General features: G+C 45.6%; 19 protein-coding genes and 6 pseudogenes. 18 read left to right on the forward strand and 7 right to left on the reverse strand.

Annotated features, from left to right (window positions below; genetic code table 11):
* Positions 1-42: 42 nt before the first annotated feature.
* Positions 43-1,418, forward strand: a pseudogene (locus JCM16161_RS10705) (bifunctional hydroxymethylpyrimidine kinase/phosphomethylpyrimidine kinase).
* Positions 1,419-1,447: 29 nt separating this feature from the next.
* On the opposite strand, the gene JCM16161_RS10710 reads toward JCM16161_RS10705, so the two are convergent.
* From JCM16161_RS10710 to JCM16161_RS10715, 3 genes and pseudogenes are all read right to left on the reverse strand, one after another.
* A complete protein-coding gene (locus JCM16161_RS10710; RefSeq protein WP_054855840.1) occupies positions 1,448-1,759 on the reverse strand; it encodes a hypothetical protein in 312 nt (103 codons plus the stop codon).
* A 109-nt stretch (positions 1,760-1,868) separates the two neighbouring features.
* A pseudogene (locus tag JCM16161_RS18235) lies at positions 1,869-2,023 on the reverse strand (50S ribosomal protein L40e).
* Between the two features lie 52 nt (positions 2,024-2,075).
* Positions 2,076-2,396 (reverse strand): AbrB/MazE/SpoVT family DNA-binding domain-containing protein, encoded by a 321-nt coding sequence (locus JCM16161_RS10715; protein WP_054855841.1) that lies wholly within the window; start codon positions 2,394-2,396, stop codon positions 2,076-2,078.
* Positions 2,397-2,525: 129 nt separating this feature from the next.
* On the opposite strand from JCM16161_RS10715, the gene JCM16161_RS10720 reads away from it, so the two are divergent.
* Complete coding sequence (locus tag JCM16161_RS10720) at positions 2,526-3,080, forward strand: MarC family protein (protein WP_243671419.1); 555 nt, start codon at positions 2,526-2,528, stop codon at positions 3,078-3,080.
* Between the two features lie 245 nt (positions 3,081-3,325).
* Here the strand turns inward: JCM16161_RS10720 and JCM16161_RS18240 are convergent, their stop codons facing one another.
* Together JCM16161_RS18240 and JCM16161_RS18245 are read right to left on the reverse strand one after the other, a co-directional pair.
* Positions 3,326-4,261, reverse strand: a complete 936-nt coding sequence (locus JCM16161_RS18240) for a S53 family peptidase (RefSeq protein WP_243671420.1) — start codon at positions 4,259-4,261, stop codon at positions 3,326-3,328.
* A complete protein-coding gene (locus JCM16161_RS18245) occupies positions 4,210-5,115 on the reverse strand; it encodes a hypothetical protein (protein ID WP_243671421.1) in 906 nt (301 codons plus the stop codon). The genes JCM16161_RS18240 and JCM16161_RS18245 overlap by 52 nt, the downstream gene beginning before the upstream one ends.
* A 150-nt stretch (positions 5,116-5,265) precedes the next feature.
* On the opposite strand from JCM16161_RS18245, the gene JCM16161_RS18250 reads away from it, so the two are divergent.
* From JCM16161_RS18250 to JCM16161_RS10755, 8 genes and pseudogenes are all read left to right on the forward strand, one after another.
* Complete coding sequence (locus tag JCM16161_RS18250; RefSeq protein WP_243671422.1) at positions 5,266-5,775, forward strand: hypothetical protein; 510 nt, start codon at positions 5,266-5,268, stop codon at positions 5,773-5,775.
* Between the two features lie 35 nt (positions 5,776-5,810).
* The gene (locus JCM16161_RS18255; RefSeq protein WP_243671423.1) at positions 5,811-6,464 is read left to right on the forward strand and encodes an MFS transporter; all 654 of its coding nucleotides are present in this window, start codon (positions 5,811-5,813) and stop codon (positions 6,462-6,464) included.
* A gap of 220 nt (positions 6,465-6,684) precedes the next feature.
* Positions 6,685-7,595 (forward strand): annotated as a pseudogene (locus tag JCM16161_RS10735) (divalent metal cation transporter).
* A gap of 11 nt (positions 7,596-7,606) precedes the next feature.
* Positions 7,607-7,780, forward strand: coding sequence for a hypothetical protein (locus JCM16161_RS18260; RefSeq protein WP_243671424.1), 174 nt, complete (start codon positions 7,607-7,609; stop codon positions 7,778-7,780).
* A 266-nt stretch (positions 7,781-8,046) separates the two neighbouring features.
* Positions 8,047-8,243: pseudogene (locus JCM16161_RS18265) on the forward strand (hypothetical protein).
* A gap of 77 nt (positions 8,244-8,320) precedes the next feature.
* Positions 8,321-9,214: pseudogene (locus JCM16161_RS10745) on the forward strand (branched-chain amino acid transaminase).
* A gap of 72 nt (positions 9,215-9,286) precedes the next feature.
* Complete coding sequence (locus JCM16161_RS10750; protein WP_243671425.1) at positions 9,287-9,835, forward strand: MFS transporter; 549 nt, start codon at positions 9,287-9,289, stop codon at positions 9,833-9,835.
* A 23-nt stretch (positions 9,836-9,858) separates the two neighbouring features.
* On the forward strand, positions 9,859-10,476 hold the full coding sequence (locus tag JCM16161_RS10755; protein WP_243671426.1) for an MFS transporter: 618 nt from the start codon (positions 9,859-9,861) through the stop codon (positions 10,474-10,476).
* Here JCM16161_RS10755 and JCM16161_RS18270 read toward each other — a convergent pair.
* Positions 10,448-10,963, reverse strand: coding sequence for a hypothetical protein (locus tag JCM16161_RS18270; RefSeq protein ID WP_243671427.1), 516 nt, complete (start codon positions 10,961-10,963; stop codon positions 10,448-10,450). The genes JCM16161_RS10755 and JCM16161_RS18270 overlap by 29 nt on opposite strands.
* Positions 10,960-11,463 carry an SIS domain-containing protein gene (locus tag JCM16161_RS18275; protein WP_243671428.1) on the reverse strand — a complete coding sequence of 168 codons (504 nt, stop codon included), beginning with the start codon at positions 11,461-11,463 and terminating at the stop codon, positions 10,960-10,962. The genes JCM16161_RS18270 and JCM16161_RS18275 overlap by 4 nt, the downstream gene beginning before the upstream one ends.
* Before the next feature lie 305 nt (positions 11,464-11,768).
* On the opposite strand from JCM16161_RS18275, the gene JCM16161_RS18280 reads away from it, so the two are divergent.
* The 8 genes and pseudogenes from JCM16161_RS18280 (at position 11,769) to JCM16161_RS10780 (ending at position 16,331) form a co-directional block, all read left to right on the forward strand.
* A complete protein-coding gene (locus JCM16161_RS18280) occupies positions 11,769-12,281 on the forward strand; it encodes a hypothetical protein (protein WP_243671429.1) in 513 nt (170 codons plus the stop codon).
* Positions 12,282-12,292: 11 nt separating this feature from the next.
* Entirely contained in the window at positions 12,293-12,712 is a 420-nt protein-coding gene (locus tag JCM16161_RS18285; protein WP_243671430.1) for a hypothetical protein, read from the forward strand.
* A gap of 489 nt (positions 12,713-13,201) precedes the next feature.
* The gene (locus tag JCM16161_RS18290; RefSeq protein WP_243671431.1) at positions 13,202-14,014 is read left to right on the forward strand and encodes a C2H2-type zinc finger protein; all 813 of its coding nucleotides are present in this window, start codon (positions 13,202-13,204) and stop codon (positions 14,012-14,014) included.
* Positions 13,972-14,865, forward strand: a pseudogene (locus tag JCM16161_RS18295) (helicase); the annotation flags it as partial. The gene JCM16161_RS18290 and the pseudogene JCM16161_RS18295, both read left to right, overlap by 43 nt.
* Before the next feature lie 39 nt (positions 14,866-14,904).
* The gene (locus JCM16161_RS10770; protein ID WP_054855844.1) at positions 14,905-15,090 is read left to right on the forward strand and encodes a hypothetical protein; all 186 of its coding nucleotides are present in this window, start codon (positions 14,905-14,907) and stop codon (positions 15,088-15,090) included.
* Positions 15,087-15,248 (forward strand): hypothetical protein, encoded by a 162-nt coding sequence (locus tag JCM16161_RS18300; protein ID WP_243671432.1) that lies wholly within the window; start codon positions 15,087-15,089, stop codon positions 15,246-15,248. Before JCM16161_RS10770 ends, JCM16161_RS18300 begins: the two co-directional genes overlap by 4 nt.
* A 4-nt stretch (positions 15,249-15,252) precedes the next feature.
* The gene (locus JCM16161_RS10775; protein WP_243671433.1) at positions 15,253-15,525 is read left to right on the forward strand and encodes a hypothetical protein; all 273 of its coding nucleotides are present in this window, start codon (positions 15,253-15,255) and stop codon (positions 15,523-15,525) included.
* A gap of 137 nt (positions 15,526-15,662) precedes the next feature.
* Positions 15,663-16,331, forward strand: coding sequence for a hypothetical protein (locus JCM16161_RS10780; RefSeq protein ID WP_243671434.1), 669 nt, complete (start codon positions 15,663-15,665; stop codon positions 16,329-16,331).
* The last annotated feature ends 65 nt before the right edge of the window (positions 16,332-16,396 follow it).

Below are 16,396 nucleotides of genomic sequence, written 5' to 3' on the forward strand. Positions count from 1 at the left end.
TAATAAAAGCTTTATATAATCATAATAAGCGCATTATCTTGCATGAAGATACCAAGGGCACTAACAATAGCAGGGCTTGACTCAGGCGGCGGTGCCGGTATTACGGCCGACTTAAAGACATTCCACGCCCTGGGGGTTTACGGGATGGTCGCCCTAACAGCCGTGACCGCGCAGAACACTCTTGGTGTTAGGGCTGTCCAGGAGATTGACCCATCAATAGTCGAGGCTCAGATAAATGCCGTGGCTGAGGACATAGGCGTTGATGCTGCCAAGACTGGCATGCTGAGTAGTTCGCCGATCATGGAGCCGCAGCCCGCGCAGTCAGGAGGTGGGGATTTCCATTGGTTGTCGACCCTGTTATGTATGCCAAGAGCGGTGACCCGCTCATTAGGCCCGAGGCCATGGAAACCCTAAAGCGCGTTATAATACCCATTGCCAAGGTTGTGACGCCGAATGCGCCTGAGGCGTCGCACCTGGCTGGTTTTCGTGTCGAGACCCTCGATGACGCCAGGAAGGCGGCTAAGGTAATTGCCGAGGAGCTTCACCCAGAGATAGTCATTGTCAAGGGTGGTCACTTAACAGGTGATGAGAGTATTGACATTGTCTACTTCAGGGACTCCGGTGAGTATAGGGAGTTGAGGCTCCGAGAATTGACACGAAGAATACCCACGGTACTGGTTGCTCATTCTCTGCAGCCATAGCCGCCGGTTTGGCGAGGGGCTTGGATCCCTGGGAGGCTATTAAGTTGGCTAAGGAGTTAATAACCACGGCTATTAAGTACTCATTACCGCTTGGCCATGGCCATGGACCCGTCAACCCCATGGCATGGCTTGAACTCAGGCCTATAGGGCCGACGTTATTGATGAGATGAATAGGGCGTTAAGGATGATTGAGGATAACGCCGACCTAATTGGAAATTACATACCCGAGGTCCAGTCAAACCTAGGCTATGCATTACCTGCCTTTTATGCCAGGGATTTAAATGATGTAGCCGCAATACCTGGCAGGATAGTTAGGTACATGGGTAAGGCCAGGCCAAGTGGCCCACCAACCTTCGGTGCGAGCTCTCACGTGGCTAATTACATACTCACGGCCATGAAGTACGACCCAGAGGTTAGGTCTGCAATGAATATTAAATACGATGATAGGGTGATAGAGGCTGCTAAGGAGCTTGGTTATGTGTTGGTAGTTACGATAGGAGGCAGGAACCACCTGAGGTTAAGGCTAGGGAAGGCGCTTCAATACCCTGGGGTACCGAGCAGGCCATAAAGAGCGTTGGTAGGGTTCCCGACATTATTTACCACCTTGGTGATTGGGGTAAGGAGCCTGAGATTGTGATACTTGGTAGAAGCCCAACGGAGGTTGTTAATAAGTTGTTGGCTGTGTTGAGGCGTGTTGACGAGAGGTCTCGGTTTTAATAGGATTAATTGCTGTGTTAGGGCGTTCATTAGATTAAAACTACTTGTAAATACTTATCCCCACGCCTACTTATCCTATACTTACTTACCTTCCCATCCCTAAGAACAACTACATCGCCACTAACGTTCTTAGCCACAGGCCTCCAACTCGGTGAGAAGTAGTACTCGCTCTTCCTAAACTTGGACTTTGCCAGTGGGTATGCATTACCGTTATACAGTATAACACCAACACTCCACTCGGGTGCCTTATCGATTAGTGATGAGTAGTCCTCACCACCCGTGGATTCCTCATTACTTTCCTCGTTTTCAGACTCCTCCTCGTACTTATCCTCGTCCTCCATTACATAAAGCTCAAACCACCTCTTTATATTTTTATCTAAGCACCGACAGTACTAACGATGGGTGTGCGTAGTTAGGTAATACACTAGGATTAAGGATGGATCGAACAGGTTACCTCTTGAACCTCTTTGGTCTCAGGTTCTTGCTCTTGCATCTCCTACACTTCTCAGCGCCCGGCGGTTCCTAGCCCCGCATTCCCTACATATCCAGTAGTTGAACCTATGCTCAATGGCTATCCTAAGCTTCTCAGGGTCGCTAATGGGCATACGTGCCTATGGAGTTAAGGGCCTTTTTATATTTTTACCTACTTAACAGCAATCACTCAATGGGTATTATCGACTTAATCTTTATTTCGTCGAGTGGCTTTATCCCGTACTTCTCCCTGACCTCCTTCGGTATTGTGAATTGCCTACTCGCCGTGTTCCTAGTTCTCAATAGCTTAACCTTTTCAAGGGTTATTTCCTGGCCGAAGTACTCAATGGTTATGTTGGCGTAGGTAACATTCTCAATATTGAGAGCCTTAACTAAACTGGCTGGTATAAGGACTTGGTAATTTATGTATATTTTCGTTACATATGGCAATTTAGTGATCACCATACTTCTCCTAACCCTCCTTACCCTAGATATTCCAGATGCCATATCAATGATTTGATTACTAAATTAATTTATTAAAGTTTCTAATTAAGGCTAGAAAAATTAGGATGTAAACATGTCATAGCAACGTACATAGTGAACTCTTTTAAAGGACCTAAGCCTCATCATTGGATAATGAGTATTGCAATTGACGTATTGATAATGACCACACAACTAATTGCAATAGTGGACCCAGTTGGTGCACTGCCAATAATGGTCAGTATGCCCGGGATTGAAAAGCCCGAGGTCTTCAGGAAAGCCCTCAGGATAATCGCGATTGCCGTACCATCACTACTAATAATATTCGCAGTGGTTGGGCAGTACATACTGGAGGCCTTCAACATTAGTATTGCAGACTTCAGGATAGCCGGCGGCATAGTACTGCTCGTAATAGGCATCGACACCCTCAGGGAAGGCGCCCCCAGGACCATGGGCCTAAGCCCCGAGGAATTCATATTCACGCCAATAGTGACGCCAATGCTCGTTGGGCCTGGCGCGATAACCTCCGTGATGCTCTTCACCACGTATTACGGGATTCCCGAGGTCATAATTAGCATACTCATTGCATCCCTAATTACTTACCTGGTGATTAGGTTTAGTTTCACAATAATTAGGCTCATTGGGAGTAACATGCTTAGGTTCATTGGCAGGTTCCTAAGCCTGATAATCATGCGTGGGCCGTATCACTAATAATAGAGGGAATTAGAGAGGCGTTATTGATTTAATTAAAATTATAGTGAGATTGAATGATGAATTTTGATTTTGATAAATCTTCATTATTACCCTAGCCAATCTGTATTTGAGATATGAAGAAATACCTCGGTGTTATGTATGGAAGTAGGTGAGCTAGGCCATAAGCGTTTATCTGCCCAAGGCCGTCAACCGGTTCCACTGACCCTGAATAACCCAGTAAAGCCCATTCTCGCCACCGAGCGTCACAAACATGGCACCAGGTATTCCACTAATGAACCCACTAGTTGGTATGCAGAACCCCATGCATAGAATTGACTTGGGTGGTAGTAATACAGTAAGTATAGGTTTGGTGCTAGATCACCTATTGTGTAGTCAATGCCGGTGCCGTATAGGTAGCTCTGTATGGTCGTGGTCATACCCGCAGATAATGGTGTTGCAAGGCTAGTACCACCCCATATGTATGGTGATAATTCACCATTAATAATCAAAAGAACACCAGTATATGGATCTGCGTCAGCTGCAATATCCGGGACACCCCTATGCTCAACAGTGTAGAAGTAAACGCCTAGGTCTGGCTCATAAACAAAGGTCCTCTCATAAACAATATGTATCATCTCCTGGCCAGGCGTTTCATTAAATGCAAAGGAGTAACCACCACCACTACCCCACATGTAATGGCTATTCCAATCCCACGCATACTCAACACGACCAGTCATAATATTGGTAATATTCCCGTAAAGCGTAGTACCGCCAACACCAGTCACCCACGGATCACTGGCCGGATACCAAACACTGGGTTCAATGGGACTAACGAATAAGTCAAACGCGCCCCAATCACCCGCTGCTGCAAATACCCCGATGCCCTCTGCGGCTGCCTGCATGAATATCTCGTCATAACCATAAAGTAGGTTATACGATACGGGCGGTATGTAATACGCATCCTCAGGCGAGGCCCAGCTTAGGCTTATGAAGTTGGCTAGGTGATGAGCAACAACGTACTCAATATCTGTGAATAGGTCATCACCTGACGTTGGCGATATAACAAGGAGTATCTTGGCTCCAGGAGCCATTGTGTGGGCATACTCAATATCCAGGGCTGTCTCGTAGGACCAACCCTCTGCAGTACTTAGATCACTTGACGTAAGTACGGCGTACCGGTTGGGTAGATGATTGTGCATGAGGCTGGCGGTGATAGGTGGAATATGCTGTCGAAGGTTGCCAGGTCATTGCAAGCAACGTTCTGGTAAACATATTGACTGGCCAATGTGAAGTTAACATCACCAAAGGCATCAACAATGGCTATCGTCAAGCCCTGGCCCGTGTAACCACTGGAGAATAGTGGTAATTCATCATAAATAAATTCAAGGCCCTTGGGTAGCCATATCTCTGCCTTGTGATACCTTATTTGCATTGGTACTCCATTTATCACTGTAACATTGGTAGTTAATACTGAGCTTACGTTTGTTGTATTTAAAGGAATAGCTACGTACTGCGGTTTATAGGATGGCATAACGCTATTTACGTAGAAGTAGCCGATTGGTATGCACTCCCCAGCCAGTACCCACTGGGTTATGTTGCTTGGTGCTGATTGTAGGGCTGTTAGGAAGTTGTCCACTGCCGATGCATTGCCCGTGGCCTCAATGAGCATTGGGAAGGTGTAATTAACGACTAAGCCATACTCCGTAGCAAGACCCGTTATGTAACTAAAGACGTAACCCGGCGGCGAATACCACTCGGCAAACTCCTGAGGGGTAATGAATTCGTGGTAATACGGACTGGATAGATTGTAGTACATTTGGTCTAGGAGGTATAGTAAGCCGTTGGGTGTGGTTACGTTATTTAGCCTTAGCCACACAATCACGTGACTCAAGTTAGAACCTGACACGTTTGATATTATCTCAGTGCATGTGAAGTATTGGGGTGTTGTTGATGGGCCTGGTGGTGGGAATGCTTGGGCGTGGGCTATTATCACCATCGCCATGATTAGTATTAACGCTGTTACTATTGGTATTACCCTCGTTAAGTTCGTCATAGATTAATTAATTATTCTTACTATTTTTAAACATTTCTCTCTAGGTCAATATCCCCTTTGATCAATTATTCTATTGCCTTACTTTGTCATTAAATTTTCTATTCCAAATGAGAAATACGCCTTATTAACCCAAGCCCTAATCAATGCCTGATGTCGTTTAGGCGCATTGGTCGTGTTGGCTTCCTCCTGGTTACGGCCAATTCCCTAAGCGGTATTATCTGGGGTGCTAATTCGGTAATTCTCTCGATATACATGTTGAACATTGGAATATCAACTACGCTCATTGGTATCGTTCTCGGACTCTTCTCATTGATGAATGCCCTTGGTTCTTTGGTCGTTGGTTACCTAACGGATTTCATGGATAGGGTTAGGCTCTTCACGGTATTATCAATAATCAGTGGTTCCCTAATACTACTAATGGCCACTGGCGTGCCAATTATTGTTTCGATTGCTTATTTATTGGCCGCATTATTTAACAGGTACGTGGTGCTCACGGCCATAGTTGGTGAATTCGCTAAGCAGAGGAACGTCTCAGACGAGGCTTTTAGCCTATCATCATCCTTCAACGTAGTCTTTAGCGTTGTTGGTTCTGCAATGGCCGTTCTACCCAGCTACCTCGGACGTCTTGGTTATGAACTGATCTTCATAGCGAGGCAATAGCCATTTACCTAACAATACCCCTAGTACTCAATGCGATGAGACACCTAGACCCGGTTATTGTTAATGCTAGGATTGAGAGGATTAGCCTCAAGGACCTGAGTAGGTTGCGTTCATCATGGTTAATAAAGAGGTTGTTACCCGAGGCGTTAATTGGGCTTGGGGCTGGTGTGATAATACCACTGTTCAGTCTCTGGTTTTACCTGAAGTTTCACATAAACATTGCAAGCCTCGGTATCGTCTACGCGATATCTAATGCCACGCTTGCCCTGGGCACATTGATGGCGCCGGCAATATCGAGGATTCTGCATAGTAGGGTGATCTCCGTGGTGACGCTCGAGGGTTTGGCCACGGGCGTACTAGCCATAATGCCATCAATATACAACCTACCACTACTGCTGGCCCTATTCATAGTTAGGAACACCCTCATGAACATGGCAAACCCATTACTAACCTCATTAATCAATGAGTTAGTGCCTAGGGAGGAGCGAGGCAGGGTCTTCGGACTCTGGAACATGATATCCTCAATACCGAGGGCTGTTGGCCCAGGCATTGGTGGTTACCTAATGGATATTGGTTACCTAGACCTGCCCCTTTACATAACTTCCGCACTCTACGCAACCGCCGTGGTGCTATTCTACGCCCTGCTTAGGGGTGTTGAGAAGGGGGTTAGGGTTGTCCACGGTACTTAGTGCGTGCACGGCTTTTTCACTTGTCACAGGAAAAATATTAATTAAGTAGGCCCTGTGTGACTCTAACGTGAATTTTCAGGAGAGAGTATCGAGAAGTATTAAGGGAATTAGTGATTCATTTAGGGTATTACTTGGGCCTGGTTGGTTAACCATGTTGGCGGATGTCGATGCCCCCAGCATATTGACGGCGATGCAGAGCGGTTACTACACAGGGCTTGCCATGATTCCCTGGTTAATACTCCTAACAATACCCCTATACTTCATTCAGGAATTAACAATTAGGGCGGCGCTGGGTAGTGGGAAGGGCATGGGGACACTGCTTAAGGAGGTTTATGGCAATAAGGCTGCGGCGATTTCGTTAGTTGCAATGCTCATAATAGATGGTGCCGCCTACGTGGGTGAGTACGCAGCAATTTCAGCAATTGGGCTGCTCTTTGGAGTACCCGTAATAATCTCAGTAATTTTAGTCCTGGCATTTCATACGGCGATAATACTGATGGGTGGTTCGTATAAGAGGGTTGAGAATGTGCTGCTCGCGATTTCCGCATTCATTCTCGTTTACTTAATAGCCTTCGCGGTAATACCTGTTAAGCCTCAGGAGGTTTATGGGGCATTATTATCGATATTCCTACCAAGCTCATACTCCAACCCTCTATACGTGACGCTGCTCGCGGCAAACATAGGCGCGGTGATAATGCCTGGATGCTCTATTACCAGCAGTCGGCAATTGTTGATAAGGGCTTGAGGAGAGAGCACTATATCCATGAGAGGTTTGAAACCGCAATGGGGGCCGTAATAAGCGAGACGTTGATGATAGGCAGCCTATTGGTTGGTTATTGGCTTAAGGTAAAGGGTGGGGTTGTGGATGGCTTTCAATCCGCACTTCTCTCCATTAACAGGGTTGTTAGTCCGTACTGGTTCGTGGTTGCTGCCGTGGGCATGATAGCGGCGGCGTTGCTCGCAATATTCATTATAAGCCTGGGATTTGCCTATGGGCTCAGTGAGTACTTTAATTGGCCCGCAGGGCTTAGTAGGAGGATGTGCGAGGCCAGGGGTTTCTACGTATTCTACGTGGTTGAGGTAGTGCCTGCCGCCCTGATAATATTGTTTATGAGGACCTCGCCAACTTAATACTAGGGATCATGGTCTTCAACGCGATAGCCCTGGCCATACCCACATACCTATTGATAGGCCTGGTTTCGAGGAGGGATGTTGTTGGTGATTATGCAATAGGTAGGGTTAGGGCTATCACGCTTTATGTAGTGACCACCGCATTGATAGCGGCTGGCGCCTACGCGATAGTGGCCAGTGTTTAGGTCGTTATTTGGGAATAAGGTTTAATTAGATCTTTATTAAGTGTAGTATGGGGCTACATGTGAGGATATCCAGTAGGGAGTTCCTGTACTTGGTAGTGATTAAGGGAATGAATGATAAGGGCTCTGGCGCGACAATATTTGGCGTTGCAAAGGCGCTCGGTGTCTCGACAGCCAGTGCGTACGAGGAAATAAACCACCTAATTAAGAAGGGACTTGTGGAGAGGAGGGATGGGGGTGTATTCATAACTGACGAGGGAATTAAGGAAATGAACTCATTAATTAGGGCCCATAGGGTTGTTGAAACGTTACTTGTCAGGGCAGGTATTGACCCAGATAAGGCCTGTGAATTGGCTAGGATGTTTGATTATGCCTACCCGAGGAGGTCGTGGATAGGCTCTATGAGTATTTAGGGAAACCAAGTAAATGCCCACATGGTAGGGATATCCCAAGCCCTAATTCATGAGCGCGTCAACACTAATATACTATATATATATATGATAATGCTTAATAAGGAGTTTATTGTTGACTAATCAATGAGGTATGTATGTAGATGGTAAGCTTGTTCCCGAGAGGGAGGCCGTAATACCCATACTAACGCATGCGTTGCATTACGGCACGTCGGTCTTCGAAGGCATAAGGCCTATTGGAGCCCCGAGAGCAATAACCTATACATATTCAGGCTAGGGACCACTATGTCAGGTTTCATAATTCAGCCAAGATAATGGGTATTAGGGTTAATTACGGCATTGACGAGTTGATCGACGCCACCGTGGAACTGCTGAGGGCTAATGAGGTGCATGAGAACGTTTACATAAGGCCAATAACCTTCGTATCAGCATCAACGGTGAACCTGGACATTAGGGACTTGGAGACTACCACGGCCATAATAGCCATACCCTTCGGCCACTACCTGGAGCCTAAGGGCGTTAGGGCTAAGGTCGTTAGTTGGTTGAGGGTTCACAATTCCATGTTTCCAATGAGGGCTAAGGTTGGCGGCATCTACGTAAACTCGGTAATTGCATACTCGACGCTAAGGTCTCAGGGTTTGATGAAGCCATTTTGCTTAATCGTGACGGCTATGTAGCCGAGGGTAGTGGGGAGAACATATTCATTGTTAAGGACGGCGTACTCTACACGCCGCCGACCTATGACTCAATCCTCGAGGGCATCACTAGGGATACGGTAATCACCATAGCCAAGGACCTGGGGCTAACGGTTATTGAGAAGAGGATAACCAGGGAGGAGCTGTACACGGCTGATGAGGTCTTCTTCACAGGAACAGCCGCTGAGGTAACCCCGGTGGTGAACATTGATGGCAGGGTCATCGGCAATGGAGAGCCAGGCCCAATAACCCTTAAGGTAAGGAGTTACTACATGGATGTGGTCCATGGTAAGGTTAGTAAGTACATGAACTGGCTCACGCCTGTCTACTAGGTTTTTATCATCATTAAAATCAATGTGCAGGATGGGAATGGTTTTTAAGCGGTGGGTTTCTCGTTGATGATTGTGCGTATTAATAGGGAAATAGCCCATTACGCAATCATAATATTCTTAATAACCTTCGCCACCCGTGCGACAAATAACATGATTGGGACAACCGCACCCCTACTTGCTAGGTATGACTTACTATTCCCCAACTACCTGGTTGGCTTTCTGGTATCGGCAGTTACTGCCGTAAACCTAGCGTCCATAGTATTTATAAACGCTAGATTACCTGGATCAACAAGGAGACTGCTCTTCATAGTCTCCAATGCATTAATAGTGGCTTTACTGCCCATGTACTTCCTAGCCAATTCACTCAGTATTTGGATCGCCTCAATACTCACCGGATTTGCCTATGGTCTAATAATGCCTAACATACTCACGTCAGCGAGTATCGTCGGTGATCAGTTCACTGCGGAGAGAATACTCGTACTCTACACATTAGCCCTAAGCACTAGTCTTGTTGTCGGTCCATTATTCGAGACATACCTACTAACCCGCCTTGGTTATAGGTACGTATTCCTACTATTCATACCACTGGCAATACTCTCCCTAGCCTATCATTCAATGTGAGATTCCCACCAGATCCCAGGGAAGTGAGGACCGCAGTCAATACTGGCAGGATACTCAGAAACAAGGGTTTAATATCGGCGTTACTTGCGAATTCCACGTACAGCATACCCTTTGTGGTCTTCACGGCCTTCATCGCCATCTACGCACAGAGTGTGTACCACGTTAGTAGATACTTGGCTTATTTCTCATTCGTACCATTCTTCCTTACCTCCTTCCTTACCAGGCTTTATCTAACCATTTACGTCCCAAGGAGCCTATTCAGGCCGATGCTAATCTCCATAATGCTAACCATGATAGGCATCACACTACTTTACCTATCGCCCAACTACGTGGTATTCCTAGCATCAATGTCAATACTAGGCATACCCCACGGCTCAACATACCCACTCTCAACACTGATGATTAGTAGGGGGACACGCATTGAGGAGAGGAATGCCGCAAACTCCTACTTCGCGGCTTTCCAGGGCATTTTAGGAATAATAGTACCTGCGCTGTTCGGAATCTCTGCGGACATGGTGGGTATTAGGTTATCAATGGCCCTGCTCTTAATTCCGGTAATAACCATAGCCATTGCATTCGTGAGATTTTACCTGAACTCAGGCCTTGAGCAATTCAGACCGGGAACACCCTCCTCTCGCTGAGTAGGTTCTTAAGCCTGTCAATTGGTTCCGTGGACACCGGCTCAACACCCAACAACTCCGCCAACGCCAAAGTCGTAATTCCTAGGTAGGTCACGCCATACATCTCGGTCTCCAGGGGAGTCTTGCCCTCAAGCTTAACGATTATTGGCTTTGCCCCAAACGAGGATATTACATCGATGAGGACCTCCTCGTACAAGCCCTCATAGTCGTTCGGCCCCATTATCGCCACATGCCTTAGGCCGACCTGCTTTGTCGTGACTGCGGCTATGTCGTTATGAGCGCCCTCAGGCACCACGGAGACCACCGAGTAGTACTTGGCGTTTTCGTTGAGGTCGTTCTTAAACCTAATACCAACGCCACGCCTACTTTCCGTAACCCAAACCACGGGTATTGAACCCACCAACTGCTTTGCTAGGTTCACGGCATCATCAACATGCCTAAGGGCATTCTCAATCCCGGCAATACCACTCTCCAACTCATTAGTCACTGAGCAATGCCAAACCTCTCAAGAATGATTAACGCTGGGTATAGCAGTGCCGGTAATCCATACCTGGGCGCCGAGGCCTTTGGAATCAGGACAACGGGTACGCCCTTACCACTAAGTACCGTGCTTAATTTACCGCCCGTCGTTATACCAACCACCGGGTAACCCCTGGACAACGCCTCATTAGCGCTCATTATGGTCTCGGCAGTATTGCCTGAGTAACTAATGGCTATGACTAAAGGCCTCGATAACCTCCTCGGCAACCTCATGTTCTTACTCACGATTATGGGCACCCTACAATCCCAAAACCAGCATAGGTCGCTTAATAAATCGCCAACAACGCCCGACCCGCCCATACCAGTAATAACCACTGAATCAATCTCAGCGCCATAATCAATGACCTTACCATCGATACTCAACCTAATACTCCTCAGATCCATGGGCACATTAAGTATAGACTCCCTCGCGAGCGATGGCCATTTCGGGTAATCAATTAAGTTCATCAGGAATTATTGAACTAAAGCCTTTGTAAACTTTAACTACTGTGTAAAAATACGATGCGCATATATACGTAATACCACCCTGCGGGTTAACACGCCTTATTAAAAGGCCCAGACCTCCATGGCGCACTATTGATTTTTCTACCCTACGTTAGAAATACAGGGAATTAGAAGGTAAGGCCGATAAATTAATGATTTAAGGAATTAACGAAATTCGTCATTTTGAATACTGTAAATTATGATTACTTGTTTTAAATTCAAGCTTAAAATATGGATTTAAACTCCAGCTATATTGGTTTGTTAATAAGATGCGATTTAGGGTTGTCATCAATGGCGATGTTGAGATTAGGAGGGAGTGGCCGTGGGATAGGGTATCGAGGGTCAAGGATAGGTTGAAGGAGTTGGGCTTTAGGTGGAATGGTGAGTATTGGTCGGGCAAGGTTTACTCGGTTTCGTTAATTAGGGAGTTGAAGGATCTGCTGGAGCTGACTAGTGAGGAGGTTGAGAAATTAATGAGAGCTATACTCGTAAACTCGTCGGGTGGTGTAATCGGCGTCGAGGATTTGGGGAGTCTCGGCTCCATACCTAGCGACTGCGTGTTGGGTGAGGAGGGTGGCTTATTCATTATTTCACTATCATGCCTAGTCAGGGATTTCATTAAGAATGATAGGAATTACATAGGCAGTGTATCTTCATACGAGGAATACGTCGATAAGGCCGTGGAGAGTATTAGGCAGTTACTCATTGGTAAGGCGGTGATTGGCGACGTGGAGCTTGCCCTTAAGAGGCTCGGGAGTTCGCCCTGGCCAGTAATAAATTGAGGGATTTATTCATGAGGAGGATTGAGTGGTGGACCGCCAAGCTCAGCCTTGATACAGCTGAACTACACTTTCTGTCTAGGGAACTTTATGAGAAGTTGAGGGGCTTGACCATACCATACTACGTAGTTGATAAGGAGGGTAACCTCAATAAGCATGATTTAAGGCTCATACGCAAGGACGACATTGTTAAGGGCGATGACAAGGTCATGATCAGATTCCCGGTATTCCTCAGGGATACCGTGAGGGAATTATTGGTAAAGAGTGGTTATAAGGTGGTTGACCTGCCATGGAACCCAAGGCAGGTACAGATTCCTAAGGACGAGGTGAAGCTCCTACCCTTCCAGGAGAAAGCCCTCGAGTCCTGGCTTAGGGCTGGTAAGAGGGGTACGATAGTCATACCCACAGGCGGTGGTAAGACCTTCATAGCCTAAAGGCTTGGCCACGGTTAGGGCACCGGCGATAATACTCGTAATCACGGAGGAGTTAATGAACCAGTGGTATGAGAGAATAATGAAGTACCTGGGCATCAGCTGGTAGGCTGGGTGGTGGTTATGATGATGTTAGGGAGGTCACGGTGGCGATATACAACTCAGCAGTTAATAGGATTGCGGAGATAAGCGATAAGTTTGACATGGTGGTGTTCGATGAATGCTTACCTTACGACGCATTGATTGTTACAGATAGAGGATTAATGCCCATAGGTGAAGTTGTAGAGAAGCGCTTGCCGGTGAAAGTCTTGACACATAAGGGACGCTTTATGCGAATAACGAACTACTTCAAGATACCACTCATTAAGAGGTTGGTAAGAGTTATTCATGAAAGAGGAGAGATTGTATTAACCGAGGATCACCTAGTCCTAACTAAGGATGGATGGAAACAGGCAATAACATTAAAGAAAGGCGATGTGATATATTTTTACGATGTACAAATGCAGGATTTGTGGGAGAGAATTCAAGACAATTCAAGCTCTCGGAGGGCATTACGTGACGGCTCACAACCCAGAGCTTCAAAGGGCGAAGTCACAGAGACGATGGTTACTTCACAGGGAGGAGGGGGTTCAGCAAATAAGGAATATGGTAAGAATGAGGGAGGAAAAGAGATTAACTTCATTACCGAGATTGACGAAGGAACAGATGGAAATAGTGTTAGGTACGGTGCTTGGGGATGGGCATCTATCAATCCCATCACCAAGGGCGAAGAATGCGAGACTAACAGTGGTTCATGCTTTATCCCAGTACGAGTACTTAATGTGGAAGTACTCGAAACTAAAAAGTATCGTGAAGTCACCACCAAGGTTGGAAAGGAATACGAAGTATGGGGCTTACGGGGACGTTTACAGGTTTCAAACTATCTGCCATCCAGAATTAACGGAGATTTACAAGGTGGCTTACGTAAATGGGAGAAAAACAATAACCAGGGAGTTCCTGAATATGATAAAGACCCCAATAGCATTGGCCGTATGGTTTCTGGACGATGGATCAGTAAGTATGGGGAAAAATGGTTACATCACAATTTCTCTTCACACAGAGGGTTACACCTTGGAGGAGAACAGGGAATTAGTACAGTGGTTAAAGACGAATTGGGACTTAACATTCAGCATTTCACAATATCGCAATTACTACTTCCTACATACACCGAATATGAAAGAAGCGGAGAAATTCCTGGAATTGATCAAACCGATAGCACTGGAGGCATTTCCGGGGAAGGTGAATTCGTTTATGATATTGAGGTAGAGGAGGATCATAGTTTTGTGGCTGATGGGTGGTAGTACATAATTGTCATCACGTTCCTGCCGATACCTTTAAGGAGGTTGCATTTAGCTTAGGGCGCCGTTTAGGCTTGCTTTGTCTGCTACACCGAGGAGGAGTGATAATAATGAGCACCTGATATTCCTAAGCGCCGGTGATATTGTTTATCAGGCCGATTATAGGGATATGATTGAGGCTAAGCTTGTTGTCCCCGTTAGGCACTTTAGGATATACGTTGATCTAACGCCTGAGGAGAGGAGGAGCTATGAGAGGCTGGTGATAACGCGATCGTGCTTAGGAACATCGCGAGCATGGCGAGCGCCAAGATAGGGGTTGCTAAGGAGATCGTGAAGGCGGAGGTTGGCATTGGTAGTAAGATTATCGTATTTACGCAATTCATAAGGCAGGCTGAGGAATTGTACAAGGCACTTAAGGAGGAGTTGGGGCCCATCGTTGCGTTAATAACATCTAAGACAAGTGATAGGGACTCAATATTCAGGGCCTTTGCCAAGGGTGTTTATAAGGTGATTGTGGCGACGACGGTTCTTGACGAGGGTATTGACGTGCCTGATGCGGATGTGGCGATAATACTGTCGGGGACCGGCTCCCAGAGACAGATGATTCAGAGGGTTGGTCGTGTTGTTAGGGCTAGTAATAATAAGGTTGAGGCCAGGGTCTATGAGGTGGTGGCTAGGAACACTATTGAGGAGGCCCTTAGTGAGGAGAGGCATGTTAAGGGTGAGGTCCTTGAGGTTGAGTGTAGGAGATACCTGGCTGATGAGGTAAGGCGATTAATAAGCCACGTAGTCAGCAGTACGCGCCTATTTTCTCAGTGATTAGTAGTGACTTATATATCGAGTTGGTAATTATTAACTGTGAAGGCAATCGAGGAGTTAATGAATATTCTATTCCAGGAATATGGGTCATTAATACTCACTGTAGTTTCAGTACTACTCTCCATAATAATAGCCGCATTGTATGCTGAGTTGCTGAAAAATAACATTGAGTTAATTAGAGAGCTTAATGGGATTATTCAATGGATTAATGCGGTGATTAAATGATTAGGTACCTACTCACATCAATATTGATAATTATGATGTTCATAATGATTATAATTATCGAGGGCTTCCTACTAAAAATGCTCCACTTAACGGTTTCCGTAAGCAATTACGCCGTGGTGACCGTTAATGGCTCTCGCGGACTCCTTGGTATTCCCTGATCTGTTGATTTCAATTACCCTAATAACTATAATACTCATACTCACAATATACCTAGCAAACCTACTGCTAAGGCTATCAGTAATTGATTATAAGGCGGCTATCGGGACATACCTATTCACGGAGTGTCAACTGGGTGATTTCACGAATAATATCGGCCTTAGCCATGTTGTAATAACGGATAAGGTGATGACTAATAATTACCTAATCATATGCCCGAGAATTACAGTCAATAATTCTAGGTTGGAGGTCAATGTATACGTTGCCTACGTTAGGTGAGATTGAATGATCTTTAGGTCATTACTACCCATAACCATAGTATTGCTGGTGATGATTGTGTTAACAACATACTTAATAAATTACGTGAGTAATGAAGCATCGAGGCACTAGCCCTTGAAAATACCTACCTATTATCCGTGAATGTCATTAAGCAATTGAACAACACACTACCGCAAATAATGAGGAGTGACGCATGCCTAATCATAACGAATCCAATAAACTACTCATGTAATACCATTGCCGAGAACCTAACGGAAACACTAAATGAAGCCCTTAGCTCCATAAGTAATGAAACGAATAATGCCGTGAGATATAGGGTGATTTATTACGAGATCTATGGTGAGGATAATGAGACGATCTATCGCGCGGTTATTCAGGCGATTACGCAAACAAACAGTGTCGAGGATGCCATCATCGTTACCTACCCATTCAATTTATGCTACTACTCACAGGCAATTAATAATCTCATTAATGGCATGGGCGTGAACGTGACGATACACGCCAATAACGTAACACAGGCCGTGCAAGACATAAATAATTATTTAACCAGTAAAATAGGTAGTAGTCATTTTGGTATAAATATAACGCTTGATTACGTTGGTGTTTTTAGGATGATTGAACGAGCACGTAATTACACTATTTATTGGGGATCCATAGACTATGTACTGCGCGCTTCACCTAGGGAAGAATTATGTAATGGCGGCTTGGAATTAGGTGGTAGTTTCTATGTTGCGGTAATAATTAGCGCCTATGTAAATAATACGTATTACTTTGCAGTTAGTGGTGTGATAAATAATGATGAGTAATTAAGTAAAATGAGTAATTCTGAACTAGTTATACATTTAAATGATTTAACTACATGCCATAATTG

It is taken from the genome of Vulcanisaeta sp. JCM 16161, assembly GCF_001316285.1.

Coding starts and splice junctions, on each gene's coding strand:
- JCM16161_RS10710 (WP_054855840.1), bottom strand. CDS start 1,759: ATGGAGGACGAGGATAAGTACGAGGAGGAGTCTGAAAACGAGGAAAGT.
- JCM16161_RS10715 (WP_054855841.1), bottom strand. CDS start 2,396: ATGGCATCTGGAATATCTAGGGTAAGGAGGGTTAGGAGAAGTATGGTG.
- JCM16161_RS10720 (WP_243671419.1), top strand. CDS start 2,526: ATGAGTATTGCAATTGACGTATTGATAATGACCACACAACTAATTGCA.
- JCM16161_RS18240 (WP_243671420.1), bottom strand. CDS start 4,261: ATGCACAATCATCTACCCAACCGGTACGCCGTACTTACGTCAAGTGAT.
- JCM16161_RS18245 (WP_243671421.1), bottom strand. CDS start 5,115: ATGACGAACTTAACGAGGGTAATACCAATAGTAACAGCGTTAATACTA.
- JCM16161_RS18250 (WP_243671422.1), top strand. CDS start 5,266: ATGTCGTTTAGGCGCATTGGTCGTGTTGGCTTCCTCCTGGTTACGGCC.
- JCM16161_RS18255 (WP_243671423.1), top strand. CDS start 5,811: ATGAGACACCTAGACCCGGTTATTGTTAATGCTAGGATTGAGAGGATT.
- JCM16161_RS18260 (WP_243671424.1), top strand. CDS start 7,607: ATGGTCTTCAACGCGATAGCCCTGGCCATACCCACATACCTATTGATA.
- JCM16161_RS18275 (WP_243671428.1), bottom strand. CDS start 11,463: ATGAACTTAATTGATTACCCGAAATGGCCATCGCTCGCGAGGGAGTCT.
- JCM16161_RS18280 (WP_243671429.1), top strand. CDS start 11,769: ATGCGATTTAGGGTTGTCATCAATGGCGATGTTGAGATTAGGAGGGAG.
- JCM16161_RS18285 (WP_243671430.1), top strand. CDS start 12,293: ATGAGGAGGATTGAGTGGTGGACCGCCAAGCTCAGCCTTGATACAGCT.
- JCM16161_RS18290 (WP_243671431.1), top strand. CDS start 13,202: ATGTACAAATGCAGGATTTGTGGGAGAGAATTCAAGACAATTCAAGCT.
- JCM16161_RS18300 (WP_243671432.1), top strand. CDS start 15,087: ATGATTAGGTACCTACTCACATCAATATTGATAATTATGATGTTCATA.